The 25,925-nt window shown below is 65.1% G+C and carries 18 protein-coding genes; 9 read left to right on the top strand and 9 right to left on the bottom strand.

The window, feature by feature from the left end:
• Positions 1-21: 21 nt before the first annotated feature.
• Positions 22-1,050: an amino acid ABC transporter substrate-binding protein gene (locus tag AC2T4A_RS10855; protein WP_236174233.1), complete on the bottom strand. Its 1,029-nt coding sequence runs from the start codon at positions 1,048-1,050 to the stop codon at positions 22-24.
• A 513-nt stretch (positions 1,051-1,563) separates the two neighbouring features.
• On the opposite strand from AC2T4A_RS10855, the gene AC2T4A_RS10850 reads away from it, so the two are divergent.
• The 9 genes from AC2T4A_RS10850 (at position 1,564) to AC2T4A_RS10810 (ending at position 13,386) form a co-directional block, all read left to right on the top strand.
• A complete protein-coding gene (locus AC2T4A_RS10850) occupies positions 1,564-2,217 on the top strand; it encodes an alpha/beta hydrolase (protein ID WP_486743279.1) in 654 nt (217 codons plus the stop codon).
• Positions 2,218-2,248: 31 nt separating this feature from the next.
• The gene (locus tag AC2T4A_RS10845; protein ID WP_486743278.1) at positions 2,249-4,141 is read left to right on the top strand and encodes an acyl-CoA synthetase; all 1,893 of its coding nucleotides are present in this window, start codon (positions 2,249-2,251) and stop codon (positions 4,139-4,141) included.
• A gap of 151 nt (positions 4,142-4,292) precedes the next feature.
• Positions 4,293-5,231: a GGDEF domain-containing protein gene (locus AC2T4A_RS10840; RefSeq protein WP_486743277.1), complete on the top strand. Its 939-nt coding sequence runs from the start codon at positions 4,293-4,295 to the stop codon at positions 5,229-5,231.
• Positions 5,232-5,306: 75 nt separating this feature from the next.
• Entirely contained in the window at positions 5,307-6,464 is a 1,158-nt protein-coding gene (locus AC2T4A_RS10835) for a dipeptidase (protein ID WP_486743276.1), read from the top strand.
• Between the two features lie 96 nt (positions 6,465-6,560).
• Positions 6,561-8,129 (top strand): ATP-dependent RNA helicase RhlB, encoded by a 1,569-nt coding sequence (rhlB, locus tag AC2T4A_RS10830; protein ID WP_478377791.1) that lies wholly within the window; start codon positions 6,561-6,563, stop codon positions 8,127-8,129.
• Positions 8,130-8,450: 321 nt separating this feature from the next.
• Positions 8,451-10,409, top strand: a complete 1,959-nt coding sequence (locus tag AC2T4A_RS10825; RefSeq protein ID WP_478377792.1) for a methyl-accepting chemotaxis protein — start codon at positions 8,451-8,453, stop codon at positions 10,407-10,409.
• 171 nt (positions 10,410-10,580) lie between these two features.
• Entirely contained in the window at positions 10,581-11,528 is a 948-nt protein-coding gene (locus AC2T4A_RS10820) for an ornithine cyclodeaminase family protein (protein ID WP_486743275.1), read from the top strand.
• A gap of 13 nt (positions 11,529-11,541) precedes the next feature.
• The gene (locus AC2T4A_RS10815; RefSeq protein WP_486743274.1) at positions 11,542-12,672 is read left to right on the top strand and encodes an NAD(P)/FAD-dependent oxidoreductase; all 1,131 of its coding nucleotides are present in this window, start codon (positions 11,542-11,544) and stop codon (positions 12,670-12,672) included.
• Positions 12,673-12,762: 90 nt separating this feature from the next.
• Positions 12,763-13,386 carry a helix-turn-helix transcriptional regulator gene (locus tag AC2T4A_RS10810; RefSeq protein WP_416744601.1) on the top strand — a complete coding sequence of 208 codons (624 nt, stop codon included), beginning with the start codon at positions 12,763-12,765 and terminating at the stop codon, positions 13,384-13,386.
• 693 nt (positions 13,387-14,079) lie between these two features.
• Here AC2T4A_RS10810 and AC2T4A_RS10805 read toward each other — a convergent pair.
• The 8 genes from AC2T4A_RS10805 to AC2T4A_RS10770 form a co-directional block, all read right to left on the bottom strand.
• Positions 14,080-14,856 (bottom strand): ABC transporter substrate-binding protein, encoded by a 777-nt coding sequence (locus AC2T4A_RS10805; RefSeq protein WP_045210677.1) that lies wholly within the window; start codon positions 14,854-14,856, stop codon positions 14,080-14,082.
• Positions 14,857-15,550: 694 nt separating this feature from the next.
• Positions 15,551-16,537 carry a GTP 3',8-cyclase MoaA gene (gene moaA, locus AC2T4A_RS10800; RefSeq protein WP_416744642.1) on the bottom strand — a complete coding sequence of 329 codons (987 nt, stop codon included), beginning with the start codon at positions 16,535-16,537 and terminating at the stop codon, positions 15,551-15,553.
• 187 nt (positions 16,538-16,724) lie between these two features.
• The gene (locus tag AC2T4A_RS10795; RefSeq protein WP_486743273.1) at positions 16,725-17,543 is read right to left on the bottom strand and encodes a peptidylprolyl isomerase; all 819 of its coding nucleotides are present in this window, start codon (positions 17,541-17,543) and stop codon (positions 16,725-16,727) included.
• A 101-nt stretch (positions 17,544-17,644) separates the two neighbouring features.
• A complete protein-coding gene (gene narI, locus AC2T4A_RS10790) occupies positions 17,645-18,331 on the bottom strand; it encodes a respiratory nitrate reductase subunit gamma (protein ID WP_170860125.1) in 687 nt (228 codons plus the stop codon).
• 2 nt (positions 18,332-18,333) lie between these two features.
• Positions 18,334-19,074 carry a nitrate reductase molybdenum cofactor assembly chaperone gene (gene narJ, locus AC2T4A_RS10785; protein ID WP_486743272.1) on the bottom strand — a complete coding sequence of 247 codons (741 nt, stop codon included), beginning with the start codon at positions 19,072-19,074 and terminating at the stop codon, positions 18,334-18,336.
• Between the two features lie 5 nt (positions 19,075-19,079).
• A complete protein-coding gene (gene narH, locus AC2T4A_RS10780) occupies positions 19,080-20,627 on the bottom strand; it encodes a nitrate reductase subunit beta (RefSeq protein WP_486743271.1) in 1,548 nt (515 codons plus the stop codon).
• An 11-nt stretch (positions 20,628-20,638) separates the two neighbouring features.
• On the bottom strand, positions 20,639-24,418 hold the full coding sequence (locus tag AC2T4A_RS10775; RefSeq protein WP_478377796.1) for a nitrate reductase subunit alpha: 3,780 nt from the start codon (positions 24,416-24,418) through the stop codon (positions 20,639-20,641).
• Between the two features lie 98 nt (positions 24,419-24,516).
• Entirely contained in the window at positions 24,517-25,923 is a 1,407-nt protein-coding gene (locus tag AC2T4A_RS10770) for a NarK family nitrate/nitrite MFS transporter (protein ID WP_478377797.1), read from the bottom strand.
• Positions 25,924-25,925 lie beyond the last annotated feature (2 nt).

The raw sequence follows: 25,925 nt of genomic DNA, 5'->3' as shown, positions 1-25,925 counted from the left end.
CGGGCGCCGGAACGGGTCAGGTCAGCGCACCGGCGGTGCGTACTGCAGACCTCCCTTGTTCCACTGGGCGTTGAGGCCACGCTTGATCTTCAGCTCGCTACCGTCGCCGACGTTGCGGTCGAAGATCTCGCCGTAGTTACCCACTTGCTTGACGATCTGTACCGCCCAGTCCTTGGGCAGCTTGAGGTCCTTGCCATAGTCGCCCTCGGCGCCGAGCAGGCGCGCGACGTCGGGGTTCTTCGTGCTCTTGGCCTGTTCCTCGACGTTCTTCGAGTTGATGCCCAGCTCCTCGGCGTTGAGCATCGCGAAGAGCGTCCAGCGGGCGATGTCGAACCACTCCTCGTCACCCTGGCGCACGGCCGGGCCGAGGGGTTCCTTGGAGATCACCTCGGGCAGCACCACATAGTCGTCCGGCGCGGCCAGCTTGATGCGCTGGGCGTAGAGCTGCGACTGGTCGGAGGTCAGCACGTCGCAACGGCCGGACTCCAGTGACTTGGCGCTCTCGTCGGAGGTGTCGTAGGTGATGGGGGTGTACTTGAGGTTGTTGGAGCGGAAGTAGTCGGACAGGTTGAGCTCGGTGGTGGTGCCGGCCTGGATGCACACGGTGGCGCCGTCGAGTTCCTTGGCGCTGGAAACGCCGAGCTTCTTGTTCACCAGGAAGCCCTGGCCGTCGTAGTAGGTCACGCCGACGAAGTTCAGGCCCATGGCGCTGTCGCGGGAACTGGTCCAGGTGGTATTGCGCGAGAGGATGTCGATCTCGCCGGACTGCAGCGCGGTGAAGCGTTCCTTGGCGGTCAGCGGGCTGTACTTGACCTTGCTGGCGTCGCCGAACACGGCCGCCGCCACGGCGCGGCAGACGTCCACGTCGATGCCCTTGTACTGGCCCTTGGCGTCGGCATAGGAGAAGCCGGGAAGACCGTCACTGATACCGCACTGCACGTAGCCTTTCTTCTTCACAGCATCCAGGGTGGCGCCAGCATGCGCCAGGCCGCTGATACCGAACACGGCGGCGGTGGTCAGCACTGCCAGGGTGGATTTCACCATCTTCATCGATCTTCTCCGTTGCTTTTTTAGTGTTTTGGAGTCCCGGTTCCACCGCCGTACCCTTGTGAGGCACCAGCAAGACAACAAACGGGATGGAGACCTGAAAGTGAGTCTAGACGGCCTGCGAAAAATCCTTCGCCGAGCCGCGAACACACCTTCGAGCGCGCAGGTCTTGCGCGCTGGAACGGGTCATCAAGGGATCATTGCGTGAAGGCGAAGGCCCGCCGCGCCGGCTGTTGACCGCAGCCGGCGCGACAGGCCCTGAAGCAGCCCAAGGCTTTCGCGGCGCCACTTCCGGTACAGCTTTCCGGATGGGGTCGGTAGAGTGTTACCGGAAGTGGGGCCGCACAGCCTGCCAGTAGCGATAGCAAGGGGCGTACCAGCCGAGGAACGTTCGTGCAATTTCGTTCAGTCAAGTCCCACAAGTTATGGCCATGCGACATCTTCTTGCATCGCCCCTCCGCCCTTTCTCGCACGCAGCGCCCCTTCCTAGAGCGCCTGCCCCATCCTGGAGCCTCCATGACCCAGCCGCTGATCCTCGATCCGTCCCAACCTGCCGATTCCTGCGTCATTTGGTTGCACGGCCTGGGCGCCGACCGTTACGACTTCGAGCCGGTAGCACAGATGCTGCAACGCAGCTTCACCTCGACGCGCTTCATCCTGCCCCAGGCGCCGACCCGCCCGGTTACCGTGTTCAACGGCATGCCCGCGCCGAGCTGGTACGACATCCTCGCCATGGCCCCGGCACGCGCCATCGACGAAGCGCAGCTGGAAGCCTCGGCCGACAGCGTGATCGCACTGATCCAGGGGCAGATCGACCAGGGCGTCGCGGCCAAGCGCATCATCCTCGCCGGCTTCTCCCAGGGCGGCGCAGTAGTGCTGCACACCGGCTACCTGCGCTGGGACGGCGAACTGGGCGGCGTCATGGCGCTCTCCACCTATGGCCCGACATTCAGCGAAGGCATAAGCCTGCCGGCTACAAAAAGACAACTGTCCGCACTCTGCCTGCATGGCACTTTCGATGACGTGGTGCTGCCTGCCATGGGCCGCGCCGCGTACGACTTCCTGCAGGCCAACGAGGTGCCCGCCCAGTGGCGCACCTACCCGATGAGCCACGAAGTGAGCAACGAGGAGCTTGGCGATATCGGCGCCTGGCTGCGGGAGCGCCTGTGATCCCCTGACCCTGCGGAGAACAAGAAGAAGCATGAACGCCCCGATCAGCAGCCTGCGTGACGTCGAAGCCCTGGAACAGGTTCCGCTGCAAGACCGCGACCTGCCGCCCAACACCTATGAACTGCTGCGCCGCTCGGCGCAGCAGTTCGGCACGTCCACCGCCCTGAGCTTCCTGCTGCAGGGCTCGGCGGCCGAGGAGCCGATCCGGGTGAGCTACGCCGAGCTGTTTGCCCGCCTCACCCAGGCGGCCAACGCCTTCCACCGTCTCGGCGTGCGGCCTGGCAATTCGGTGTCGTTCCTGCTTCCCAACCTGCCGCAGACCCATTACGTGATCTGGGGCGGCGAAGCAGCGGGGATCGTCAATGCGATCAACCCGCTGCTCGATCCCGAGCACATCGCCGAGCTGGTGCGCGCCGCCGACTCCCGCGTGCTGGTGACACTGGCGCCGTTCCCCGGCACAGACCTGTGGGAAAAGGTCGCCGGCCTGCGCGACCACTTGCCCGACCTCAACGCCATCGTCACCGTCGACATCGCCAACCTGCTACCCGAACCGCAGCGCTCGGCGATCAAGACCGCCCGCGGCGCGCTGCCCGAGGGCGTGCTGGACTTCGACGAACTGCTCGCCCAGTGCCCGGACGACCACCTGGAAAGCGGCCGGGTGATCGGTCCGGACGAAGTCGCCTCCTACTTCCACACCGGCGGCACCACCGGCACGCCCAAGCTCGCACCGCACAGCCATTTCAACGAAGTGGCGATGGCCGAGATCATGGGCCTGAACGCCGACTACGACGGCCACGACGTGCTGCTCTGCGGCCTGCCGCTGTTCCACGTCAACGGTGTGATGGTTACCGGCCTCGCACCTTTCATGCGTGGCGGTGAAGTACTGCTGGCCGGCCCCCAGGGCTACCGCAACCCGACATTGATCCAGGACTTCTGGAAACTGGTGGAGCGCTACAAGGTCACCAGCTTCAGCGGCGTGCCGACCATCTACGCCGCCCTCCTGCAGGTGCCCAGCGAAGGCCGCGACCTCTCCAGCCTGCGCTTCGCCCTGTGCGGCGCGGCGCCGATGCCGGTGGAGCTGATCCGCCAGTTCGAGGCGAAGACGGGCCTTGCGATCATCGAAGGCTATGGCATGACCGAAGGCACCTGCGGCACCAGCTGCAACCCGCGCGGCGGTGAGCGGCGGCCCGGTTCCATCGGCCTGCGCCTGCCCTACTGCGAACTGAAATCGGTGATCCTCGACGGTGAAGGCCGGTACCTGCGCGATGCTGCCGTGGACGAGATCGGCAACATCTGCCTGCGCGGTCCCACCGTGTTCAAGGGTTACCTGCAGGCCAGCAAGAACAAGGACATCTGGGTCGACGGCGACTGGTTCAACACTGGCGACCTGGGTCGCATCGACGCCGACGGCTACATCTGGCTCACCGGCCGCAGCAAGGACCTGATCATCCGCGGCGGCCACAACATCGATCCGCAGATGATCGAGGAAGCCCTGCATCGCCACCCTGCCGTGGCCATGGCCGCCGCCGTGGGCAAGCCGTGCCTGAAGGCCGGCGAGCTGCCGGTGGTGTACATCCAGCTCAAGCCCGGCATGCAGGCGAGCGAGGCGGAGCTGCTGGAGCACGCCGCCCGCCATGTCCCCGAGCGCGCGGCGGTGCCCAAGGACGTCTGGCTGCTGGACGCCATCCCGGTCACCGCAGTGGGCAAGACCTTCAAGCCGGCGCTGCGCCTGGATGCCATTCGTCGCGTGCTCGAGGACGAGACCCGGCACCTGTCCCCGGCGCCACGCATCGAAGTGATCGCCGATGACCGCTTTGGCCAGAAAGCCCGCCTGTTCGTCGGCGGCCTCGATCTGGACTCGCGCGCTGCACTGGCCGACCGTCTGGGCGGCTATGCAGTGCATGTGGAGCTGCTGGAAAGCTGATGAAACACCCGGCCGACCGCCGGTCGGCCGGGTGTGGCTGCGAATTGCCAGTAATCAAATCTGACTAATACTGATGTCTCAATGTGCGAAGAGGACTACAGGGAGAGTCAGTCGTGCACATCACCAGCCATCACCCGTCCTCCGCTGCGTCATGAAAGCCGCGCAGTGGAACGAGGACATTCGCCAGCTCCAGCATCTGCGCCTGTTCCAGAACGTGGCCGCGGCTCACCTGCAGCAGTTGCTCAAGGATTTCTGCGCCTGCGAACTGGAGCGCGGGGAAATCCTGCTGTCGCCGTTCAACCGCAATCACTTCCTTTATATGGTTCTCTCCGGGCACCTGACGGTGTACCTGGGTTCGCTGGACAACCAGCCGGTGAGTACCCTGCATCCGGGGGACTGCGCCGGCGAGATCAGCTTCATCGACAGCGACCACCCTTCGGCATACGTCGTCGCCAGCGAACCGACCACCGTGCTGCGCCTGCACCGCGAGGCGCTGATCGGCCTGTTCGAGCACTCCCCGCAAGTCATGCAGAATCTCCTCACGGTCCTGTGCGAGCGGGTGCGCGAGGGTAACCGGATCATTCTCGACACCGAGCAGAACGCCAACATCGACACCCTCACCGGGCTGTTCAACCGACGTTGGCTGGAGCACATCTACGATCGCGAAAGCACGCGCTGCGCGTTCAATGAACAGCCCATGTGCATGCTCATGCTCGATGTCGACCACTTCAAGAACTACAACGACGAACACGGCCACCTGGCCGGCGACTATGCGCTGTGCCTGGTTGCCCACACCCTGCGCAGCCAGCTGCGGCCCAAGGACAGCATGGCACGCTACGGTGGAGAGGAGTTCGTCATCCTCCTGCCGGAGATCGCCATCGACGAAGCCCGGCGCATTGGCAATCGCCTGCGCCAGAGCCTGGAGCAGATCGCCTCCTTCTATTCGCCGGTGGGCGTGTTGCCCGGCGTTACCGTCTCCCTCGGCCTGGCCGAGATGGACATCCAGGAAAACCTGCCGAGCCTGATCCTGCGCGCCGACGGTGCTCTCTACCAGGCCAAGCAGAAGGGCCGCAACTGCCTCTGCGGCTGACCTCCCGCTGCACTTTCCCGTCTGTTAGATTCCATCCCGGCAAAACTCGAATAACAACAAAGCTGGGAAGCTGACATGCGCAAGCTGCTGATCGTTCTGCTCGTCCTGCTGGCCGTTGGCCTGGGAATCTTCTTCAACCTGCCGGGCTACATGGACCGGAAGATGAATACCGTGGCCAGCCCGCCGCCCTACCCTGCCTCCCCCGAGGCCCAGGCGCTGCACCAGAGCCTGTTCGTCGCCGACCTGCATGACGACGCCCTGCTCTGGGATCGCAACCTGCTTGACCGCCACAACCACGGCCACACCGACCTGCCGCGCCTGATCGAGGGCAATGTCGGCCTGCAGGTGTTCTCCACCGTCACCAAGACCCCGCGCGGCCTGAACTACGAGAGCAACAGCGCCGACAGCGACAACATCACCCCGCTGATCATCGCCCAGCGCTGGCCGGCGCGGACCTGGAACAGCCTGCTGGAGCGCGCCCTCTATCAAGGCGAGTTGCTGGACAAGGCCGCCGCCGACAGCCAGGGCAAGCTCACCCTGATCCGCAGCCGCGAGGACCTCACCCGCTACCTCGCCGCCTGGCAGAAAGACCCGAAACAACTCGCCGGCGTGCTGGCCACCGAAGGCCTGCACCCGCTCGAAGGCAAGCTGGAAAACATCGACCGCATGTACGACGCGGGCTTCCGCATCATGGGCCTGACCCACTTCTTCGATAACGAGGTCGGCGGCTCCGCCCATGGCCTGAAGAAGGGTGGCCTGACCGAGTTCGGCCGCCAGGTCATCCCGCGCCTGGAAGACAAGAAGATGCTGATCGACCTGGCCCACGCCTCGCGCCCGCTGATCGACGACGTGCTGGCCATCGCCAGGCGCCCGGTGATCGTTTCCCATACCGGCGTCGCCGGCACCTGCCCCGGCCCGCGCAACCTGACTGACGCCCATCTGCGCGGCATCGCCAATACCGGCGGTGTAATCGGCATCGGTTACTGGGACGGCGCAGTCTGCGAAACGTCGGTGAGCGCCATCGTCAAGGCCATGCGCTACGCCGCCGACAAGGTGGGCGTCGAACACATCGCGCTGGGTTCGGACTTCGACGGTGCAGTGAATGCCCCCTTCGACACCACAGGACTGGCGCAACTGACCCAGGGCCTGGCGAAGGCCGGTTTCAGCGACCAGGACATCGCTGCGATCATGGGTGGCAACGTGCGCCGCCTGCTGCTGGAGAACCTTCCGTAGCCCAAGTCAATGGGCAGGATGCCCGCGGCACTTCGCCCTGCGGGCATCTTGCATTACACTGGCGGCCGTTCATTCCTTAACCAACACGAGACAGCCGTGCTCAAAGCACTCAAGAAAATCTTCAGCAAGGGCGACGGCGAGCAACCCGTAGCCACGCCAGCGGCCCCCGCTCCCGCCGCAGAAAAGCCCGCCCAGAGCGGTGAGAAACGTCCGCGCAAACCGCGTAGCCCGCGCCCGCCCCGCGAAGCGGCCGATACAGCCGATGCAGCCGAGAAGTCGGCCCGCGGCCCGAAGAGCGACAAACCCCGCGCCGAGCGTTCCGACAAAGGTGAACGCGGCGAGAAACGCGAGCACGCTCCGAAGCACGAGCATGCCAAGGCCGAAGGCACCGACAAACCCCGCGAGCCGAAACCGCGCCGCGAGCGCAAGCCGCGCCCGCCGGTGGTGGACAACTGGAAGCTGGAAGACTTCGTGGTCGAGCCGGCCGAAGGCAAGACGCGTTTCCACGACTTCAACCTCGACCCGCGCCTGATGCACGCCATCCATGACCTGGGCTTCCCCTACTGCACGCCGATCCAGGCGCAGGTACTGGGCTTCACCCTGCGTGGCCAGGACGCCATCGGCCGCGCCCAGACCGGCACCGGCAAGACCGCCGCGTTCCTCATCTCGATCATCACCCAGCTGCTGCAGACCCCGCCGCCGAAAGAGCGCTACATGGGCGAGCCGCGTGCGCTGATCATCGCGCCGACCCGCGAACTGGTGGTGCAGATCGCCAACGACGCCATCGGCCTGGCCAAGTACACCGGCCTGAACGTCATGAGCTTCGTCGGCGGCATGGACTTCGACAAGCAGCTGCGCACCCTGGAATCGCGTTTCTGCGACATCCTGGTCGCCACCCCCGGCCGCCTGCTGGACTTCAACCAGCGCGGCGAGGTGCACCTGGACATGGTCGAGGTGATGGTGCTGGACGAGGCCGACCGCATGCTCGACATGGGCTTCATCCCGCAGGTCCGCCAGATCATCCGCCAGACCCCGTACAAGGGCGAACGCCAGACCCTGCTGTTCTCCGCCACCTTCACCGACGACGTGATGAACCTGGCCAAGCAGTGGACCGTCGACCCGGCCATCGTCGAGATCGAGCCGGAGAACGTCGCCAGCGATACCGTCGAGCAGCACGTCTACGCCGTTGCCGGCAGCGACAAGTACAAGCTGCTGTACAACCTGATCGCGCAGAACGACTGGACCCGCGTGATGGTCTTCGCCAACCGCAAGGACGAGGTGCGCCGCATCGAAGAACGCCTGACCAAGGACGGCATCAGCGCCGCCCAGATGTCTGGCGACGTGCCGCAGCACAAGCGCATCAAGGTCCTGGAAGGTTTCCGAGAAGGCAAGATCCGCGTCCTGGTCGCCACCGACGTTGCCGGCCGCGGCATCCACGTCGACGGCATCAGCCACGTGATCAACTTCACCCTGCCCGAAGATCCGGACGACTACGTACACCGCATCGGCCGTACCGGCCGCGCCGGCAGCACCGGTACTTCGATCAGCTTCGCCGGCGAGGACGATGCCTTCGCCCTGCCGCCGATCGAGGAACTGCTGGGCCGCAAGATCACCTGCGAAATGCCGCCCACCGAGCTGCTCAAGCCGGTACCGCGCAAGCACTGATCGAGTACTGCACCACAAGAAGGCGAAGCCCCTGGGCTTCGCCTTTTTTGTTTCCATCGACGTTACGTCCGGTGACGCCACCTCCTCTCCCCCGCTCACCCCCAAGCCTATCCACGCACCAGAGCCTCGGGTTTTTCCCGCCGGACCCGCTGGGACGACCGTACGGGAATCCGCGCAAACAATGGCACCGCGCCATCTTCAGCCAGGAAATCAGCCCCGCCCCGGCCATTTCTGATCAGTTTTATTTACAGACGTAAAAAAATTCGCACGCTTCTTGCAAAGCACGCGAGAACAATTCCAAGAACTCGTCGGAATCCTCCCATGCCCTTGCGCGCCAAACTTGCTCTGAGTTTCCTCTCGGTCGGCCTGATCCCCGTGCTGGTGATGGCCATCGTGGTCTATCTCCAGGCCAGCCGAGCCCTCGAAGAACAAAGCCTGAACGCCCTGGAGGCGGTCGCCAGCATCAAGCAGCGGCAGCTGATGGACGCGTGGAAGGCCCGTAACGACCAGCTCAGCAGCCTCGCCACCAACCTGGGCAGCAACTACGCAGGCCTGGACAGCGACTCCCTGGTGACTACCGCCAACTACGACCGCCCGGTGTTCGAGAACTTCATCAAGACCTTCGGCTACCGCGAGCTGCGGCTGGTGGCCGGCGACGGCAAGGTGGTGTTCAGCCTCGGCCGCGGCGTCGATTACCAGCAGAACATCGGTGATCCGCAGTGGCGCGACACGCCGTTCGGCCTGTTCATCCGCAAGGCACTGGACAGCGGCAAGGCCAGCATCAGCGACCTGGAGCAGGCGCCCAACGACCAGCAGCCAGTGCAATGGCTGGCCGCGCCGATCAAGGACAACGGCAAGCTGCAACTGCTGCTGGTGCTGGAACTGCCGCTGGCGGCAATCAACGAAGTGATGCAGAACCGCCAGGGCCTGGGCGACGACGGCGAGACCTACCTGGTAGGCGGCGACGGCAGCCTGCGCTCGGACTCGGTGCGCTTCGCCGACCACCACGTACGCCGCGACAAGGAAAGCCCCACCGCGCTGCCCGGACAGGCCATCGAGAAAGCCCTGGCCGGTGAACAGGGGCGTCTTACCGAAGCGGGCCTGAGCGACGAGCCGGCACTCAAGTCCTTCGTCCCGCTGAACCTGGACGGCCTGCACTGGGCACTGGTGGCGGAGATGGACCAGGCCCAGGCTTTCGCTCCGGTACGCAAACTGATGTGGCAGATTCTCGTGCTCGGCCTGCTGACCCTGGTAGGCGTGGCAGCCGGCACCTGGCTGGTCAGCCGCAGCGTGATGCGCCCTCTGGGCGGCGAGCCGGCCAGCATGGCGGCCCTCGCCCAGCGCCTGGCCAGCGGCGAACTCAAACTGAGCGACGACGCCAGCGCCAGCAGCGGCCTGATGCAGGCCCTGCGCGAGATGACCGTGGCCTGGCGCCAGGTCGTCGAGCGCCTGCGCCAGGCCAGCGAGGCCGTGGGCGATGCCAGTGGCGACATCCTCGACGCCGCCGGACGCACCAGCAATCACCTCGACCAGCAACAGGAAGCGTTGGAAATGGTGGTCAGCGCCGTCGACCAGATGGCCGCCACCGTGCAGGAGATCGCTGGCAGCGCCAGCCGCAGCGCGGATGGCAGCGCCGCCGCGCGGCAGGCCTTCGTCGCCATGCAGGGCACCCTGCAGCACATGATCGGCCGCCAGGACCAGTTGCTGGTCGGCCTGCGCCAGGCCGACGGCGTGGTACAGACCCTGGCCGGCGAGAGCCAGCAGATCGGCTCGGTGCTGGACGTGATCCGCTCGATCGCCGAACAGACCAACCTGCTCGCGCTCAACGCCGCCATCGAAGCCGCCCGCGCCGGCGAAGCGGGTCGTGGATTCGCCGTGGTCGCCGACGAGGTGCGCAGCCTCGCCCAGCGCACCCGCAGCGCCACCGACGAGATCGTCGCCATCGTCGGCAGCCTGGGCGACTCATCCATCCAGGCGCAGTCGAGCATGAGCGGCGCCAGCGAGCAGGCCCACACCCTGGAACAGGACACCCAGGCCGTGATCGAAGCCCTCGGCGCGCTGGACGACTCGCTGCAGGGCGTGCACGCCATGGCCTTCCAGATCGCCGCCGCTGCCGAACAGCAGGCCGCGACGACCCAGGAAGTGAATCAGCACATGCACCGCCTGAGCGACATGACCGTGGAAAACCGCAAGACCGCTGCGCACACCCGTGATTGCGGCGAGCATCTGCGCCGCGTGGCCGGCAGCCAGGAGGAGTTGGTGGCGCAGTTCAAGCTGTAACGCCCCCTGTAGGAGCGAGCTTGCTCGCGAACCGCGCGGCACCGGAACCTCCGGCAAAATGCGCTCGCGAGCAAGCTCGCTCCTACACGGCGCTCATCCGACCACTCGCCCTTGCTGATCAAGACAACAGAGTCCAGAATGGAAAAATAAATCCATATCTGGAGTTTCGCCATGTCCGCCGCCACACCTTTCACCCTCAACCAGGCTGACGCCGAACGCCTGCTGGAACAGGTCGACGTGCTCCAGGCGATGCGTGACATGTTCGTCGAACTGGCTGGCGGCAGCGCCGTGCAACCCGCGCAGCAACTGGTGGAGTTCCCCAATGGCGGCGGCGATTTCATCAACTACCTGGGCGTGCTGGCCTCGCAGAAGGTCTACGGCGTGAAGACTTCGCCGTACATCGTGCGCCAGCCCAAGTCGCTGGTCACCGCCTGGAGCCTGCTGATGTCCATGGAAAGCGGCCAGCCGCTGCTGCTGTGCGACGCCGGCAGCCTGACTACGGCGCGCACCGCCGCCACCACCGCCCTGGCGGTACAGGAACTGGCCCGCCCGGACGCCAAGCGCCTGGCCATCGTTGGCAGCGGCCCGGTCGCTCGTGCGCACCTGCGCTATGTAGCATGCCTGCGCGACTGGCAGAGCATCCGCGTCTATTCGCCGAACCTGAACGCCGGCGTGCTGGCCCAGTTCGGCGCTATCGATTCCCGCGCCGAACCGGCCACCAGTGTCGAGTCCGCCGTGGCCGATGCCGACGTCGTGCTGCTGTGCACCTCTTCCGGTACCCCGGTGCTCGACCCGGCGATCCTCGGCAAACCGGCGCTGATCACCTCCATCAGCACCAACGTCGCCCGCGCCCATGAAGTGCCGCCGCAATCGCTGGCGCAGATGGATGTCTACTGCGACTACCGCGCCACCACCCCGGCCTCCGCCGGCGAGATGCGCCTGGCCCGCGACGAGCACGGCTGGGACGGCGCCATCCACGGCGACCTGCCGGAACTGGTCAGCGGCCAGGCCGCGAAACCGGACTACCAGCGCCACGCCTTCTTCCGCTCCATCGGCCTGGGCCTGGAAGACGTCGCCCTGGCCAATGCGCTCTACCATCTCCAGACCACCAAAGCCTGAGCCGGGGACGAACATGATCGAAGTCGACTTCCTCATCATCGGCGGCGGCATTGCCGGCGCCTCCACCGGTTACTTCCTCTCCCGCCACGGCAAGGTCGCCGTGCTGGAGCGCGAGTCCCACGCCGGCTACCACTCCACCGGCCGCTCGGCCGCGCTCTACACCGTCGCCTATGGCACGCCGCAGGTGCGTGCGCTGACCGCTGCCAGCCGCGCCTTCTTCGACACCCCGCCCGAAGGCTTCGTCGAACACCCGATCCTCACCCCGCGCGGCGAGATGACCGTGGATTTCGAAGGCAACCCGGAAGAGCTCCGGCGCCAGTACGACAGCGCCCTCGCCAGCGTGCCGGAAATACGCCTGCTGGATGCCGATGAAGCCTGCGCCATCGTGCCGGTGCTGCGCCGCGAGAAAGTCCACGGCGCGATGCTCGACCCCAGCGCCGCCGACATCGACACCGATGGCCTGCTGCAAGGCTATCTCCGCGGCGTCCGTCGCAACGGCGGCAGCGTTCAACTCGATAGCGAAGCCCTGGAAATCAGCCGTATCGACGACGTATGGGAAGTACGCTGCGCGCAGCAGACCTACCGCGCGCCGGTGCTGGTCAACGCCGCCGGCAGCTGGTCCGACAAGATTGCCGAACTTGCCGGTGCCACGCCCCTGGGCCTCACGCCCAAGCGCCGCGCTGCTTTCCTGTTCAGCCCGCCCGAGGGTGTGGACAGCCACGCCTGGCCGGTGCTGGTCAGCCTGGACGAATCCTTCTACTTCAAGCCTGACGCCGGCATGCTGCTCGGCTCGCCGGCCAACGCCGACCCGGTGGAACCTCACGACGTGCAGCCCGAAGAGCTGGACATCGCGATGGGCATCTACCAGATCGAGGAACACACCACGCTGAGCATCCGCCGCCCGAGCCACACCTGGGCCGGCCTGCGCTCGTTCTTCGCCGACGGCGACCTGGTGTCCGGCTACGACCCGACCACGCCCGGCCTGTACTGGGTCGCCGGCCAGGGCGGCTATGGCATCCAGACCTCGGCGGCGATGGGGGAAGCCAGCGCCGCGCTGATCCGCCATGAAGCGCTGCCCGAGCACCTGACCCGCCACGGCCTGAGCGCCGAGATGCTGTCCCCGGCGCGGCTGCTGACCAAGTGAGCCGCCAGTCGTGACAGCCTGCGGGCGCTTGCGGCACACTCGCCAGCGCCCGCTCCATCGCCCGCCTCATCGCCCTCGAGAGCCTTGCCCATGACCACCGCTGATCCGCTGGACAACTACAAGGCCATCGCCGACGCCATCGCCGCGCTGTTCTTCCCCCACGCCGAAGTGGTCATTCACGACCTGCGCAACCAGCGCGTGGCCTATCTGGCGAACAACATCTCCAAGCGCGAGATCGGCGACGACTCGGCGCTGGAGGACATGCTCGAAGGCGGCCATGACGAGCGCAACATCGGCCCCTACGAGAAGCTCAACTGGGACGGCCAGAAGATCCGCTCCATCAGCACCGTGCTGCGCGACGCCAAGGGCGAGCCGCTGGCGGTGCTGTGCATCAACCTCAACATCACCCTGTTCGAGACCGCCAAGGCGGCGCTGGACCTGTTCCTGTCCTCGAGCAAGATCGTGCCGCAACCCGATGCGCTGTTCCGCGATGATTGGCAGGAGCGCATCAATACCTTCCTCCATGCCTGGTTGCGGCAGCGCCAGCTGAGCCTGTCCACCCTCAGCCGCGACCACAAGCGCGAGCTGGTCCTGGCGCTGCATGCGGAGGGCGCATTCAAGGGCAAGAGCGCGGCGAACTATGTGGCCAACGTGCTGAACATGGGGCGGGCGACGGTGTACAAGCACCTGAAGGAGTTGAAGGAGGAGGTTTGAGCCGACTTCTTCCCGCGCTTTTTGCTCCGGTTCGCGAGCAAGCTCGCTCCTACAGGTAGCCGGAACGTGCAGCGCGCTTTTTGTAGGAGCGAGCTTGCTCGCGAACCGAACGGCACGGCGCGACATCGATCGTGGAAGGATTCCGCTCCCGCGAGAGCCTGCTTCCAATCCAACTTTGGCTTTGGCATTGGCTTTGGCTTTGGCTTTTAAAAGTCTTCCAGAGAAATATCCGCGTACTCCGGACTGCCCCGTTCAGGAGGCCTCGTTGAAGCGGAGTTTCAGGGGTTGAGCGACATGGATGTCGCGAGAGCCGCGACGGGCCAGGGATGGCCCTTCGCGGCGGGCCCCTGAAACTTCGATTCAACGAGGGTATTTTTCGCCCCAAGCGAAAAACCGGATGTCCGGGGCAAGCCCTTTGGTTACTTTCTGGCGTTTGAGAAAGTGACTCGCCCGAGGGGGCGAAACAAGAAGTAACCGAACACGCCAAAGCGGCGCAAAAATGCCCAAGCCAACCAGCGCATAGCCAGCATGGGTATCGCAAGCTCGCGAAACGCCGCCCGACCCATCCTACGAATGCACTCATCGACAGGGACGGCAGAGTGCAGTTCGCGAGCAAGGACTAGGCGTCCCCCTCGGTCCTACGAAAAGCAAAGGCCGCCCGAAGGCGGCCTTTGTTGCAACGCGTCGGAAACATCAGTCCCCGTAGATATCGCTCTTGAAGTACTTGCCTTCGATTTCCTTGTACTTGCCATTGGCGCGCAGCGCGTCGATGGCGGCATTGAGCTGGCCGACCAGCTCGGTATTGCCCTTGCGCACCGCGATGCCGGCGCCCTCGCCGAAGTATTTCGGGTCCTTGAATTCCGGCCCGATAAAGGCGAAGCCCTTGCCACGCGGGGTTTCCAGGAAGCCGATCTCCAGCGGGATGGAGTCGGCGAAGGTGCCGTCCAGGCGACCCGCCAGCAGGTCCAGGTAGATCTCGTCCTGGCTGGTATAGCGCACCACGTTGGCGCCGGCCTTGCCCAGCACTTCAGTGGCAAAGCGGTCCGCGGTGGAGCCGCGCTGCACTCCGATGTTCTTGCCCTTGAGCTGGCTGAACTGCTCGTCCAGCTGCGAGCCTTCCTTCATCACCAGGCGGCCCGGAGTGAAGTAGTACTTGTGGGTGAAGTCCACCGAGTGCTTGCGCTCTTCGGTGATGGTGATGGAAGACAGCGCGGCGTCGATCTTGCGCACCTTCAGCGAGGGGATCAGGCCGTCGTACTCCTGCTCGACCCACTGGCACTTGCGCTTCATCTCTGCGCACAGCGCGTTGCCGATGTCGTAGTCGAAGCCGGCGATGCCGCCTTCCGGGGTCTTGTAGGCGAAAGGCGGGTAGGCTGCCTCGATGCCGATGCGCAGGGGCTTGTCGTCGGCGTGGGAGAAGGTGGCGAAGGCAGCCAGCATCAGGCCGCCCAGCAGGGCTTTGCGATTCATCGATGAACTCCGTTGTGTGGTCGCCGGGGCGAGCGCCGGCCGATACGTCGTGGCAGTGAGTACGGCATTTCTTGATTCGTCCAGGGGCGCGACGCAGTAGGTCGCAGCGGCATTGCCTTGCCCTCACCCAGGCGAACGGCTTCTTGTTCTGGTCCATCCACGCGCGGGCGCGCGTAAACTTAAAATCCAATCTGGACTAAAAAGTACACAACGTCAATCGCCCTGCGACCGCGCGGCGCACTCCCCTTTGCGACGCCTGCGCTACTCCTTCGGAGGAATGTTGCGCACCGGGCTGGCGCCTTAGTCTGGATGCGTTCAGAAGCGATCCGAGGAGGACTCGAAACGATTCTTTCGCATGATTTACCGTAGCTTCCACGGTTTTACCTTTGGCAGATGCCCGAAGCCCCCGCGATACGCTCATGTCGCAGGGGCTTTTTTGTGCCTGTTTCCAGGGAAGAACGCAGGGGCTTGTAGGAGCGAGCTTGCTCGCGAACCGCCTGACTCCGAAGTCGGGGGTTGTTCGCGAGCAAGCTCGCTCCTACGAAAAGCGGGCATCCGCGACGTTTCATGGAGCGCAGGGATTCGCTGTGCACGCACCGAAGTGGCGGATAACGCTGCGCGTTATTCGCCCTACGGGTTTAGTCAGGGACGCAAGGCACGCGACGGGCATGATGCCCGCCAAGGGAGGTCTGTTTCAGCCGCCACTGAGGTTCATGAAGCGCAGAACCTGAACATCGCCGACGCTGAATTCGTGGCGCGCCGGCTTGCGCTGCAGGGCGCCGCGAAGCGCGTCGAGGATGGGTTCGTCGTGTAGCGGATGGCGACGCAGCAGGCCGCGCAGGTCCAGGGAATTCTCGTGGCCCAGGCACAGCAGCAGGCGACCTTCGGCGGTCAGGCGCAGGCGATTGCAGGTGGCGCAGAAATTGTGCGAATGCGGCGAGATGAAGCCGATGCGTGTGCCCGGGTGCTGTGCCAGGCGAGCGTAGCGCGCCGGGCCACCGCTGTGCTCGGCGCTGTCCAGCAGTTCGTGGTGCTCGGCGATCAGCCCGCGAACTTCATCGCTGGAGCAGAAGCTCTCCTCGCGCTCACGGCCCACCTGGCCCAGAGGCATTTCCTCGATGAAGCTGATATCAAGCCCGTGGGCGATGGCGTAATCCACCAGCGCCGGCACTTCGTCGGCGTTGCGCCCCTTCATCACCACGCAATTCAGCTTGATGTGCTCGAAACCGGCTTGCTGGGCGGCGTCGATGCCACGCAGCACCTGATCCAGGCGCCCAGTACGAGTGATGGCGGCGAAGCGTTGCGCATCCAGGGTGTCGAGGCTGATGTTCAGGCGGGTCAGGCCAGCGGCCTTTAGATCGCCAGCCAATCGGGTGAGCTGCGAACCGTTGCTGGTCATGCACAACTCGCGCAACTCCGGCAGCGCAGCAAGACGTTCGCAGAGGTGGACAATGCCGGGGCGCACCAGCGGTTCGCCGCCGGTGAGGCGCAGTTTCTTCACGCCACGCTCGACGAACAGGCGTGCTACCCGCTCGATCTCTTCCAGGGTGAGCACCTGCTGGCGCGGCAGGAAGCGCATGTTCTCCGACATGCAGTAGACGCAGCGAAAGTCGCAGCGGTCGGTTACGGACAGGCGCAGGTAGTCGATCCTGCGGCCCTGGCCGTCGATCCATTCGGACATCTGACATTGCTCCATGGCAGATCAGAGTTGGGCGATCCCTCTCCCCCGCCCTCTGACTAGGCGTCCCCCCATGAAGGGAGAGGGAGCTATCCGTGCCGGCTGACACCAATATCTCATCCTGCACCGGACGGTCCCCTCTCCCTTCGGAGCGGTGCGCGTAGCCGGGGTTAGGGAGAGGGGTTCGGCTCTACTGCACCAGCGGCGACTCCGCTCCGTCGAAGACGAAGCCGTCGATCCGCGCTTCACCGGCCAGCACGCTGATGTACTGGCTGACCGCACGCTGCAGCACCTGGGCACGCAGGTAGCCGGCGATGCGCGGACGTGCCTCGGCGAAGCCCAGTGGATCGCCGCCTTCACGCTCGATCAGCTCGACCACGTGCAGGCCGTAGCGGCTTTCCAGCGGATGGCCGAGCAGGCCGGGGTGTTGTTGCAGCAGGCGTTTCTCGAACTCGGGGACGGTCTGCCCCGGTTCGATCCAGCCCAGGTCACCGCCGTCGTCCTTGGACGGGCAATCGGAGAAGCGCATGGCTTTTTCGGCAAAGCGTTCGGGATGCTCGCGCAGTTCGGCGAGCAGTTCCCCGGCCTGTTCGCGGGCCTTGGCGCGGCCTTCCAGATCGTCCGGCGCGCAGCCCAGCAGCACATGACGCAGACGCATGCGCCAGGGCGAGGTCAGGCGGGTCGGGTTGGCTTCGTACCATTGCCGGCAGCTGGCTTCGTCGGCTTCGGGGACACCGACTTCAAGGTCGATCAAGGCGCGGATGTTCGCCTCTTCGGCGGCCTCGCCCTCCTCTGCCTCGCCAGTCACGCCCAGCGCTTGGGCGCGTTGCAGCAGCAGTTGCCGCACCACCAGCGCACGGCAGGCGGAGTACAGCGCCTCGGCGTGGCTGGAAGCGGGATGGTATTGCAGCTCGCGGGCCAGTTCGTCTTCGTCGATGACAATGCCGTTGACGGCGATTTTCGGCAGGTCGACGTGTTCGACCTTGGCTTCATAGTGGGAGCAACTCATTTTCGATCACCTCTGGTAACCCTCTTCCCCCCCTCCCTGAAGGGAGAGGGGGAAGAGCTTCAGGGAGGGCGAATAACGCGCCAGCGTTATCCGCCGCCGCTTCACACTGCGCGACGCTTGGTGCGGACCACCTGGTAGCGGCGGCCGAAGTACCACACCGGAGCGCTGACGATGTGTACCAGGCGGGTGAAGGGGAACAGCACGAACAGGGTCAGGCCAAGGGTCACGTGCAGCTTGTAGACCAGCGAGACCGGCGCGATCGCTTCGGCGGCGGCCAGCGGCTGGAAGGTGACGATGGACTGCGCCCAGTTGGCGAGCATGACCATCACCGAACCATCCAGGTGATGGGTGGAGGCGACGATGGTGGACAGGCCGAGGATCAGCTGGACGTAGAGCACCAGCAGGATCATCAGGTCCGACGCGTTGCCGGTGGCGCGTACGCGCTCGTTGGTCAGGCGGCGCAGGATCAGGCCGGTCAGGCCGATGAAGCAGAGGATGCCGAAGAAGCCGCCGGAAACCATTGCCAGCAGTTGCTTCTGCTCGGTGCTGATCAGGTGCTCATAGACCGAGTGCGGGGTCAGCAGACCGACGAAGTGGCCGGCAAGAATGAACAGCACACCGACATGGAACAGGTTGCTGTAAACGCGCATGCCCTTCTTGCTCAGCATCTGGCTGGAGCCGGCTTTCCAGGTGTATTGCGAGAGGTCGAAGCGCGCCCAGCTGCCGATCAGGCAGATGGCGAGCGCGACGTAGGGGTAGATCCCGAACGCTAGAAGATCGAGGGACATGTTCAGACTCCTTCTCTGGCCGCCCGGTACTGCATCTGCGGCACCGGCTGGGCGACCCACTGCATGGGTTGTTCGGCGGCGGAGGAAATCCGCCGGGCGCTGGTGGACGGGCAACCGGCGGCGGGCTCGGTAAAGCTCACCGGGGTTTCCTCCCAGGCCTTGTCGATGGCTTCCAGGCTGTCGTCGCGCACCTCCTGCTCGCGGTCGCGCTTGAGCGCGCCGAGGTCGGGTTGCTCGCCGGACAGCTCCAGCAGGCTGTTGAAGACCGCCGCATAGGCGCTGCCACGCTCTTCCAGGCGCAGGGCGATCAGCGCGAGGATGTGGGCCACTTCGGCCAGGCCGGCGCGGGCCGACTCGGCGTCCTGCAGGGCGAGGAACTCCAGGTACAGCGGCAGGTAGTCCGGCAGCTCGTTGACGTCGATGACCAGGCCCGCCTGGGTGTAGCGGTCCATCAGGTCGACCATCGCCTGGCCACGGTCACGGCTTTCGCCGTGCACGTGTTCGAACAGCAGCAGCGAGACCGAGCGACCGCGCTCGAACAGGCCGTCGTAGCGGGCCTGCACGTCGAGGATGTCGCCCTTGCAGAGCTCGTTGAGCAGCGCGGCGAGGCCGTCGCGCTGCTGCTCCGGCAGGTCGCAGGTGCGGATCAGGGCATGCAGCGCCAGGCTTTCCTCGCGCAGTTCGACGCGCGGGTAATCCAGCATCAGCGCGCTGAGCTTGAGCAGTTTGCTATGAGTGTCCATTAGCATCACTCCTGTATCTGCACGGTCTGGATGACGTTGCGCTTGTCCACGGCCTTGCCGCCGAACAGGTTGACGCCGGAGTTGCTGCCAGAGCTGCTGGAGCAACCGTTGCCGAAGCTGAAACCACAACCCGAACGCTCGGCGAAGGCATCCGACAGCGCCTCTTCACGGTGCGCAGTGGGGATGACGAAGCGGTCTTCGTAGTTGGCAATCGCCAGGTAGCGGTACATCTCTTCCACCTGGTTCACGGTCAGGCCGACCTTCTTAAGCACGTCCAGGTCCTGCTTGCCTTCCACGTGCTCGGAGCGTTTGTAGGCACGCATGGCCAGCAGGCGCTTGAGGGCTAGCAGCACCGGAGCGGTGTCGCCGGCAGTCAGCAGGTTGGCCAGGTACTGCACGGGGATGCGCAGGGATTCGACATCCGGGATCACCCCGTCGCTACCGATATGGCCTTCGGCGGCGGCGTTCTGGATCGGCGACAGCGGCGGCACGTACCAGACCATCGGCAGCGTGCGGTATTCCGGGTGCAGCGGCAGCGCCAGCTTCCAGTCCATGGCCAGCTTGTAGACCGGTGACTTCTGCGCGGACTCGATGACGCTGTCCGGTACACCGTCCTTGCGCGCCTGCTCGATCACTTTCGGGTCGAACGGATCGAGGAAGATCTCCAGCTGCTTCTGGTACAGGTCGCGCTCGTTCTCGCAGGTGGCCACTTCGTGGATGCGGTCGGCGTCATACAGCAGTACACCGAGGTAGCGGATGCGGCCCACGCAGGTTTCCGAGCAGACGGTCGGCTGGCCGGCCTCAATGCGCGGGTAGCAGAAGATGCACTTCTCGGATTTGCCGCTCTTCCAGTTGAAGTAGATCTTCTTGTACGGGCAACCGCTGATGCACATGCGCCAGCCGCGGCACTTGTCCTGGTCGATGAGGACGATGCCGTCCTCTTCGCGCTTGTAGATCGCGCCACTCGGGCACGAAGCCACGCACGCCGGGTTCAGGCAGTGCTCGCACAAGCGCGGCAGGTACATCATGAAGGTGTTTTCGTACTCGCCGTAGATGTCCGCCTGGACCTGATCGAAGTTCTTGTCCTTGCGCCGCTTGGCGAATTCGGTGCCGAGGATTTCCTCCCAGTTGGGGCCCCACTCGATCTTCTGCATGCGCTGGCCGGAGACCAGCGAGCGTGGACGGGCGACCGGCTGGTGCTGGGCCTTGGGCGCGGTGTGCAGGTGCTGGTAGTCGAAGTCGAAGGGCTCGTAGTAGTCATCGATTTCCGGCAGGTCCGGGTTGGCGAAGATGTTCGCCAGCACGCGGAACTTGCCGCCGATGCGCGGGACGATGGAGCCATCGGCGTTACGCTTCCAGCCGCCCTTCCACTTCTCCTGGTTCTCCCACTCTTTCGGGTAACCGATGCCAGGCTTGGTTTCGACGTTGTTGAACCAGGCGTACTCGACGCCTTCGCGGCTGGTCCAGACGTTCTTGCAGGTGATGGAGCAGGTGTGGCAACCGATGCATTTGTCGAGGTTCAGCACCATGCCGACTTGCGAACGAATTTTCATGGCAGTAATCCTCAAATGTCCTGGGGCAGCGGTTGCGGCAGGGAGTCACCGCCCAGTCCGCCCTGCTCCGGCTCGTCGAGCCAGTCGACCTTGTTCATCTTGCGCACCACGACGAATTCGTCGCGGTTGCAGCCGACGGTGCCGTAGTAGTTGAAGCCCCACGCCTGCTGGGCGTAGCCGCCGATCATGTGGGTGGGTTTGAGGACCACACGGGTCACCGAGTTGTGGTGGCCGCCGCGGGTGCCGGTGGTCTCGCTGCCCGGCAGGTTCACGATGCGCTCCTGGGCGTGGTACATCATCACCATGCCGTCCTTCACGCGCTGGCTGACCACTGCGCGGCAGGTCGCGGCGCCGTTGGCGTTGAAGACTTCAACCCAGTCGTTGTCCTCGATGCCGGCGCGCTTCGCGTCGTGCTCGCTCATCCAGATGATCGGGCCACCGCGCGACAGGGTGAGCATCAGCAGGTTGTCGCTGTAGGTGGAGTGGATGCCCCACTTCTGGTGCGGGGTGATCCAGTTCAGGGTGATCTCGGTGTGACCGTTGGGCTTCTTGTTGAACAGCTTGTCGGTGCTGCGGGTGTTGACCGGCGGCCGATAGCTGACGAAGCCTTCGCCGAATGCCTGCATCCAGGGGTGATCCTGGTAGAACTGCTGGCGACCGGTGAGGGTGCGCCACGGGATCATCTCGTGGACGTTGGTGTAGCCGGCGTTGTAGCTCACGTGTTCGTCTTCCAGACCCGACCAGGTCGGGCTGGAGATGATCTTGCGCGGCTGCGCCTGGACGTCGCGGAAGCGGATCTTCTCTTCTTCCTTGGGCAGCGCCAGGTGAGTGTGGTCACGGCCGGTGAACTTCGACAGTGCTTCCCAGGCCTTCACGGCGACCTGGCCGTTGGTTTCCGGCGCCAGGGCAAGGATCACCTCGGCGGCGTCGATGGCGCTCTCGATGCGCGGACGGCCTTGGCTGATGCCGGTCTCGGTGACCTTGTGATTCAGCTCGCCGAGCAGCTTGATCTCCTTATCGGTGTTCCAGCCGATGCCCTTGCCGCCATTGCCAAGCTTGTCCAGCAGCGGGCCGAGGGAGGTGAACTTCTTGTAGGTGTTCGGGTAGTCCCGCTCGACCACATGCAGGGTCGGCATGGTCCGGCCGGGAACCGGTTCGCACTCGCCCTTCTTCCAGTCGCTGCCGCCGAACGGCTGCGCGAGTTCGTTGGCGGTGTCGTGCAGCAGCGGCACGGTAACCAGGTCCTTCTCCACACCCAGGTGGCCGACGGAAACCTCGGAGAACTTCCTGGCGATGGCCTTGTAGATTTCCCAGTCGCTTTTCGCTTCCCACGCCGGATCGGTGGCGGCGGACAGCGGGTGGATGAAGGGGTGCATGTCGGAAGTGTTGAGGTCGTCCTTCTCGTACCAGGTCGCGGTCGGCAGGACGATGTCCGAGTACATGCAGGTGGAGGACATGCGGAAGTCCAGGGTGGTGACCAGGTCCAGCTTGCCTTCGGCGCCTTCGTCGACCCAGTCGACTTCGCCCGGGCACGGCCCGCCGGCCTTGCCGAGGTCGTCGTTCATCACGCCGTTCTTCGCGCCCAGCAGGTACTTGAGCATGTACTCGTGGCCCTTGCCCGAGGAGCCGAGCAGGTTGGAGCGCCAGATGAACATGTTGCGCGGGAAGTTCTGCGGGTCGTCCGGCTGCTCGCTGGCCACGCGCAGGTTGCCGGCCTTGAGCTCGCGCACCACGTAGTCCTGCACCGGGATGCCAGCGCGCTCGGCGTCGGCGGCGATGTGCAGCGGGTTGCGGTTGAGCTGCGGGGCGGACGGCAGCCAGCCCATGCGCTCGGCGCGGATGTTGTAGTCCAGCGCGTGTTCGGGGAACTGTTTGGTATCGGCCAGCGGCGAGAGCACCTCGTGCATCGAGATCTTCTCGTGGCGCCACTGCGAGCTGTGCAGGTAGAAGAAGCTGGTGCCGTTCATCTGCCGTGGCGGACGGCTCCAGTCGGTGCCGAACGCCAGCGGGACCCAGCCGGTCTGCGGGCGGAGTTTTTCCTGGCCGACGTAGTGCGCCCAGCCACCGCCGCTCTGGCCGATGCAGCCGCACATCATCAGCATGTTGATGACCGCGCGGTAGTTCATGTCCATGTGGTACCAGTGGTTCATCGCCGCGCCGATGATGACCATGGCCTTGCCGTGGGTCTTGTCGGCGCTGTCGGCGAACTCACGGGCCACCTGGATGGCGCGCGCCGCCGGCACACCGGTGATGCGCGCCTGCCAGGCCGGGGTGTAGGGCACGTCGGCGTCGGTATAGGAGGCGGCGACGTTGCGGCCACCCAGGCCACGGTCGACGCTGTAGTTGGCCATCTGCAGGTCGTACACGGTGGCGACGCGCAGGGTCTGGCCATCGGCGCCGGTGATTTCACGGAAGGGCACGCGGCGCACCAGCACCTCGTCGTTGTCCACCCCCTTGAAGTGCGGATGTTCCTGGCCGGCGAAGTACGGGAAGCCGACGTCGCAGGCCTTTTCCGGACCGTCGATCAGAGTCAGCGCCAGGCGGGTTTCACGCTTCTCGCCGCCTTCGGTTTCCTCGATGTTCCACTTGCCCGACTCGCCCCAGCGGTAGCCGATGGCGCCAGTGGGCGAGACCAGCTCGCCAGAGATTTCGTCCAGGCCGATGGTCTTCCACTCGGGGTTGTTGTCCTGCCCGAGGTTGTTCGCCAGGTCTGCCGCGCGCAGGTAGCGGGTCGGCTTGAGTACGCCCTCGGTGTGCGGCTCAAGCAGCACCAGCATCGGCATGTCGGTGTACTGGCGGCAGTAGTCGACGAAGTAGGCGCTGGGCTTCTCGAGGTGGAATTCCTTGAGGATGACATGACCGAAGGCCATGCCCAGCGCGGCGTCGGTGCCTTGCTTGGGGTTGAGCCAGAGGTCGGTGAGCTTGGCCACTTCGGAGTAGTCCGGGGTGACGGCCACGGTCTTGGTGCCCTTGTAGCGGACTTCGGTGAAGAAGTGCGCATCGGGGGTACGGGTCTGCGGGACGTTGGAACCCCAGGCGATGATGTAGCTGGAGTTGTACCAGTCGGCCGACTCCGGCACGTCGGTCTGCTCGCCCCAGATTTGCGGGCTGGCCGGCGGCAGGTCGCAGTACCAGTCGTAGAAGCTCAGGCACACGCCGCCGATCAGTGACAGGTAACGGGCGCCAGCGGCGTAGCTGACCATGGACATGGCCGGGATCGGCGAGAAGCCGATAACGCGGTCCGGGCCGTAGGTCTTGGCGGTGTAGACGTTGGCGGCGGCGATGATCTCGGTGACTTCGCTCCAGCTCGAACGAATGAAGCCACCCAGGCCGCGCTCGCTCTTGTAGCTTTTCGCCTTGGCGGAGTCCTCGACGATGCTGGCCCAGGCATCCACCGGGTCGTTGTGGGTGGCGCGGGCCTCACGCCAGAGCTTGAGCAGCGGCTTGCGCACCTTGGGGTATTTCAGGCGGTTGGCGCTGTACATGTACCAGGAGTAGCTGGCGCCACGGGGGCAGCCGCGCGGTTCGTGGTTGGGCAGGTCCGGGCGGGTGCGCGGGTAGTCGGTCTGCTGGGTTTCCCAGGTGATCAGGCCGTTCTTCACGTAGATCTTCCAGGAGCACGAGCCGGTGCAGTTCACCCCATGGGTAGAGCGAACGATCTTGTCGTGCTGCCAGCGCTGCCGGTAGCTGTTTTCCCAGGCACGGCTTTCGTTGGTGACCTCGCCGTGACCATCGGCGAATTCACCCTGCTTCTTCTTGAAGAACTGCAGGCGGTCGAGCAGGTAACTCATCGGTATCTCCTCACCCGGTCTGCGCCGGGCGTTCAAACGCTAATCAAGCTCGCGAAACGGTTCGTGGCGCGGCCGGCGGGGCCGACCGCGCAGGGAAATCAGCAGGGGCTTTCCGCGCCCTTGCGCGCGTACCACCACCAGGTGGCGACGATGCAGCTCAGGTAGTAGGCGACGAACAGGTACAGGGCGCCCTCGGCGCTGCCGGTCATGGCCAGCGAAGTGCCGAACGCCTTGGGAATGAAGAAGCCGCCGAAGGCGCCGATGGCGGCGGAGAAGCCGATCACCGCGGCCGACTCCATGCTCGCGCCCTTGGCGGCCTGGGCCTCGCTGAAGCCGCCTTTCTTCAGGCGTGCGGCCCACTCGTTGCGGAAGATCACCGGGATCATGCGGAAGGTGCTGCCGTTGCCGATGCCGGCAAAGAAGAACAGCGCGATGAACGAACCGAGGAAGCCGAAGAAGCTGCCAGCGCCGTTCGCGTCCGGCAGGAAGCTGATCACCGCGAACACGCCGGCGATCATTGCCGCGTAGTTCCACAGGGTGATGCGCGCGCCGCCGAACTTGTCCGCCAGCCAACCGCCCAGCGGCCGGCTCAGAGCGCCCACCAGCGGGCCGAGGAAGGCGTACTGCAGCGGGTTGATATCCGGGAACTGGGTCTTGCTGAGCATGGCGAAGCCGGCGGAGAAGCCGATGAACGAGCCGAAGGTGGCCACGTACAGCCAGCACATCAGCCAGTTGTGCTTGCGCTTGAAGATCACCGATTGCTCGCGGAACGAGGCCTTGGCGTCGGCGATGTCGTTCATGCCGAACCAGGCGGCCACGGAGACCACGGCAATGAACGGCACCCAGATCCAGCCAGCGTTCTGCAGCCACAGACGGGTGCCGTCGGAAAGAGTTTCCGGTTCGCCACCGAAGGCACCGAACAGGCCACCGGCCACGGCCAGCGGCACGGCGAACTGCATCACCGAGACGCCCAGGTTACCCAGGCCGGCGTTCAGGCCCAGGGCGGTGCCCTGCTGGTTCTTCGGGTAGAAGAAGCTGATGTTGGACATGCTCGAGGCGAAGTTGCCGCCGCCGAAGCCGCACAGCAGCGCGATGGTCGCGAACACCCAGTAAGGGGTGGTCGGGTCTTGCACCGCGAAGCCCAGCCACAGGCAGGGGATCAGCAGCGAAGCGGTGGACAGCGCCGTCCAGCGGCGGCCGCCGAAGATCGGCACCATGAAGGAGTAGAAGATTCGCAGCGTGGCGCCGGAAATCGACGGCAGCGCGGCGAGCAGGAACAGCTGCTCATTGCTGAAGCTGAAACCGGCGGCGTTCAGGCGCACGGTGACGGTGCTCCAAATCATCCACACGGCGAAGGCCAGCAGCAGCGCCGGAATGGAAATCCACAGGTTGCGTGCGGCGATGCGCTTGCCGGTCCGGGCCCAGAACTCCGGGTCCTCCGGGCGCCAGTCGACCAGCAGCGGTCCTTTGGCGGCTTTAAATTGGGAATTGGCGATCATGCCCATGA

This window comes from Pseudomonas sp. PVC-3-1, assembly GCF_057444315.1.
The sequence above is the reverse complement of the archived record's forward strand: the minus strand, read 5'-3'. Positions and strand labels throughout refer to the sequence as shown.

Excerpts from the sequence above, each read along its gene's own strand:
- AC2T4A_RS10855 (WP_236174233.1), bottom strand. The coding sequence starts at position 1,050 with ATGAAGATGGTGAAATCCACCCTGGCAGTGCTGACCACCGCCGCCGTG.
- AC2T4A_RS10850 (WP_486743279.1), top strand. The coding sequence starts at position 1,564 with ATGACCCAGCCGCTGATCCTCGATCCGTCCCAACCTGCCGATTCCTGC.
- AC2T4A_RS10845 (WP_486743278.1), top strand. The coding sequence starts at position 2,249 with ATGAACGCCCCGATCAGCAGCCTGCGTGACGTCGAAGCCCTGGAACAG.
- AC2T4A_RS10840 (WP_486743277.1), top strand. The coding sequence starts at position 4,293 with ATGAAAGCCGCGCAGTGGAACGAGGACATTCGCCAGCTCCAGCATCTG.
- AC2T4A_RS10835 (WP_486743276.1), top strand. The coding sequence starts at position 5,307 with ATGCGCAAGCTGCTGATCGTTCTGCTCGTCCTGCTGGCCGTTGGCCTG.
- AC2T4A_RS10825 (WP_478377792.1), top strand. The coding sequence starts at position 8,451 with ATGCCCTTGCGCGCCAAACTTGCTCTGAGTTTCCTCTCGGTCGGCCTG.
- AC2T4A_RS10820 (WP_486743275.1), top strand. The coding sequence starts at position 10,581 with ATGTCCGCCGCCACACCTTTCACCCTCAACCAGGCTGACGCCGAACGC.
- AC2T4A_RS10815 (WP_486743274.1), top strand. The coding sequence starts at position 11,542 with ATGATCGAAGTCGACTTCCTCATCATCGGCGGCGGCATTGCCGGCGCC.
- AC2T4A_RS10810 (WP_416744601.1), top strand. The coding sequence starts at position 12,763 with ATGACCACCGCTGATCCGCTGGACAACTACAAGGCCATCGCCGACGCC.
- AC2T4A_RS10805 (WP_045210677.1), bottom strand. The coding sequence starts at position 14,856 with ATGAATCGCAAAGCCCTGCTGGGCGGCCTGATGCTGGCTGCCTTCGCC.
- moaA (WP_416744642.1), bottom strand. The coding sequence starts at position 16,537 with ATGTCCGAATGGATCGACGGCCAGGGCCGCAGGATCGACTACCTGCGC.
- AC2T4A_RS10795 (WP_486743273.1), bottom strand. The coding sequence starts at position 17,543 with ATGAGTTGCTCCCACTATGAAGCCAAGGTCGAACACGTCGACCTGCCG.
- narI (WP_170860125.1), bottom strand. The coding sequence starts at position 18,331 with ATGTCCCTCGATCTTCTAGCGTTCGGGATCTACCCCTACGTCGCGCTC.
- narJ (WP_486743272.1), bottom strand. The coding sequence starts at position 19,074 with ATGGACACTCATAGCAAACTGCTCAAGCTCAGCGCGCTGATGCTGGAT.
- narH (WP_486743271.1), bottom strand. The coding sequence starts at position 20,627 with ATGAAAATTCGTTCGCAAGTCGGCATGGTGCTGAACCTCGACAAATGC.
- AC2T4A_RS10775 (WP_478377796.1), bottom strand. The coding sequence starts at position 24,418 with ATGAGTTACCTGCTCGACCGCCTGCAGTTCTTCAAGAAGAAGCAGGGT.
- AC2T4A_RS10770 (WP_478377797.1), bottom strand. The coding sequence starts at position 25,923 with ATGGGCATGATCGCCAATTCCCAATTTAAAGCCGCCAAAGGACCGCTG.